Origin of the sequence: Burkholderia sp. LMG 13014 (genome assembly GCF_905232215.1) — a bacterium.
Taxonomy (GTDB): Bacteria; Pseudomonadota; Gammaproteobacteria; order Burkholderiales; family Burkholderiaceae; genus Burkholderia.
This window is the reverse complement of the sequence record NZ_CAJNKE010000666.1, coordinates 1-3,024: the sequence shown is the minus strand read 5'-3', so window position 1 is coordinate 3,024 and position 3,024 is coordinate 1. Positions and strand designations below refer to the sequence as shown.

The window sequence follows — 3,024 nt, the reverse complement described above, 5'->3', positions numbered from 1 at the left end:
TTCTCTTCTTCCTCCGACAACGACGACGTGCTCAGCGAAATCAACATCACGCCGCTCGTCGACGTGATGCTCGTGCTGCTCGTCGCCTTCATCGTCACGGCGCCGCTGCTCAACAACGCGGTGCATGTGAATCTGCCGAACACCGTCGCCACGGCACCGGCCGATCGCAAGCCGAACGTCACCGTGAGCGTCGACGACAAGGGCGTGGTGTATCTCGACAAGCGCGCGGTCGCACTGGCCGCGGTGCCGGCCGAGCTGGCCGCGTTGAAGGCCGGCCGGCCCGATGTCGCGCTCGACCTGCAGGCCGACGAGCACGTGCCGTACGGCACCGTCGCGAAGCTGATGGCCGCGATCGAGCATGCGGGCATCACGCGGCTGTCGGTGCTCACCGCGCCGCGCGGCTGATGCGCGTTTCACCCCTCTTTTTCCGAACGCATCCATGAGCATCACGGCCTCACACAATGTCCAGTCGATCTGGTACACGCGCTGTCCGGTGCCGACGCCGCTCGGCATTGCCGCACATCTCGGCTGGCTCGACAGCGAGTTCGCCGGCGACGGCATCACCGTGCGCGCGCTGCAGGAAAGTCAGCACGCGGCGCTGCATCATGCGCACGTCGATCATTCCCTCGACAACGCATTCCGGCAGGGCGGCAGCATTCCGGCGCTGTGGGCGCGCGCGGCCGGCGCCGACACGCGCGTGGTCGCGCTGACCTGGGTCGACGAGGCGCAAGCGATCGTCGCGCTGCCGGAAAGCGGCCTGAAGCGGCCGAAGGATTTGCGCGGGCGCCGCATCGGCCTGCCGCGTCGCGACGGCGAGCGCATCGACATCTTCCGTGCGGCGGCGCTGCGCGGCTTCATCAGCGCGCTGTCGCTCGACGGGCTCGGCCCGGCCGACGTCGAATGGGTCGACGTGCCCGCGTCGAACCTGCGCGCACCGGTGTCGACGCCGGTCACGCGCGACGCGGCCTTCGCCCATCCCGCGAGCCTGTCCAGCCGCCGGCTCTACGCGGCCGAAGCGGCCGCGCTCGTGCGCGGCGAGGTCGACGCGATCTACGTGAAAGGTTCGCTCGGGCTCGAAACCGCGCACCTGATCGGCGCGCAGCCGGTCGTCGACATCGGCTTTCATCCCGATCCGCAGATCCGCATCAACAACGGGTCGCCGCGGCCGCTGACCGTCAATGCGTCGACGCTCGAACGCCATCCCGACATCGTCAGCCGCTTCCTCGCGCGCGTGACCGATGTCGAAGGCTGGGCGCGCGAGCACGAGCAGGAAGTGCTCGGCTATCTCGGCCGCGAAACGGGATCGGGCCATGACTGGCTGCGGCTCGCATACGGCGCGGACGTTCATCGGCGGCTGCGCACGGATCTCGACGAAGCGTCGATCGCCGCGCTCGACGATTTCAAGCGCTTCCTCGTCGAATGGCAGTTCCTGCCTGCCGACTTCGACGTGCGCGCATGGATCGACCGGCGCGCGCTCGACGGCATCGCGACGCTGTCTCGCGACGCCGTGCGGTGAGCGCGCCGGCACGCGTCGCCGACGCATGGCGGCGCGAGCGCTTCACCGGCGGCTTCATGCTGCTGGCGCTCGCGAGCGGCACGACGATCAGCATGGCGCAGCTCGCGACGACGCTGTATGCGCTCGCGCTCGGTGTCGACAGCGCGCGGCTCGGCATCATCGCCGCGATGGAGCCGCTCGGCATCGCGTTGATGACTTTGCCGGCCGGGCTGCTCGTCGCGCGCTACGGCGCACGGCGCGTGTACTTCGCCGCGAGCATGGGGCCGATGCTGCTCAATCTCGTCGTGCCGTTTACCGGCGCATGGCCGCTGATTGCGCTCACGCAAGTGTTGATCGGGCTGTGCATCCCGTTCCGGATCGTGTCGATCAACGGCGTGTTTCTCGCGCGTCTCGCGCAGATCGGCCTCGCGCGTGCCGGCTGGTACCGCGCGGCGATGTCGGTCGGAACCGGCATGGTCGGGCCGTGGCTGGCGAGCTGGCTGATCGTCACGCATGGCGCGGTCGCGACGTTTTGCGCGGCGTCGGCGAGCTTCGTGGGCATGGCGCTGTTCAGCCGGACGCTGCTCGGCGACGCGGAGCCTGCGCCGCACGGTGCGCAACCGGAACCCGGCGGCCTGCGCGCATTGCTGGCGCTCGCGTGGAGTCACGACGTGCGCGAGCAGCTCGTGCTGGAAGCCGTGAACAGCGCGACGCGTTCGCTCGCCGGCGCGTATACGGTGGTGCTGGCGATCCAGTCGCTCGGGCTGTCCCAGACGAAAGCCGTCGCGCTGCTGACGCTGCAGGGCGTCGTCGCGGTGATCGCGCTGTTCGGGCTCGGGCATGTCGCGCAGCGGATGACCGCGCGCCGTTGCCAGGCGCTCAGTCTTGCCGGTGGCGTGGCCGGGTTGCTCGCGCTGGGTCTTGCGCATGACGCATGGATCGTCGGTGCGGGACTCGCCGCGCTGTGCGCCGGATCGTCGCTGCTGCATCTCGTCAACATGCAGCATCTCGGCCGTCACCCGGCCGACAAGAGCCAGGTGTCGAGCCTCTACAACCTCGCGTCGATGACGGGTGCATTCTGCGGCCCGCTGGCCGGCAGCGCGCTCGTGCCGGTTGTCGGGCTAAGGGCCGTGTTTCTGTGCTGGCTACCCGTCGTCGTGCTGGTTGCGTTCGCGTTGCGCATCGCACATGGGCGGCGCGATGCATTGCGGCCCTTGCCTGCGAAGCTGTCCTGATGATCGGCGGATCCGGTGTTGCGCGATCAGGCGGTGTTGCGTGACAAGCAGTTTGCTTCCCTGCACAGATGCGCATGCAGCAACACCTGCCCCGCACGCATGCCGAAAGCCCCGTGCGACGGGCTTCTCGATGCTGGCATCCGAATTGCAATAGGTAACCCGTGCGTCGCGCACGCACGTGCGTTCAACCGATCAAACAGGATGACTCATCGATGTTCAGGAAAAAACTCATCGTCACCGCGCTGGGGGGACTGCTGACGGGCGGGGCCGTATCGTTGCCCGCGTGGGCGGAAG

The 3,024-nt window shown here is 68.6% G+C and carries 3 protein-coding genes; all 3 read left to right on the top strand.

Features of this window, described 5'->3' with window-relative positions; genetic code table 11:
• A partial coding sequence (locus tag JYJ84_RS32760) for a biopolymer transporter ExbD (RefSeq protein ID WP_205189996.1) occupies window positions 1-405 on the top strand: 405 nt, incomplete at its 5' end.
• A 34-nt stretch (window positions 406-439) separates the two neighbouring features.
• A complete protein-coding gene (locus tag JYJ84_RS32755; RefSeq protein ID WP_122948856.1) occupies window positions 440-1,516 on the top strand; it encodes an ABC transporter substrate-binding protein in 1,077 nt (358 codons plus the stop codon).
• Window positions 1,513-2,730: an MFS transporter gene (locus JYJ84_RS32750; protein WP_175219293.1), complete on the top strand. Its 1,218-nt coding sequence runs from the start codon at window positions 1,513-1,515 to the stop codon at window positions 2,728-2,730. The genes JYJ84_RS32755 and JYJ84_RS32750 overlap by 4 nt, the downstream gene beginning before the upstream one ends.
• Window positions 2,731-3,024: the final 294 nt, after the last annotated feature.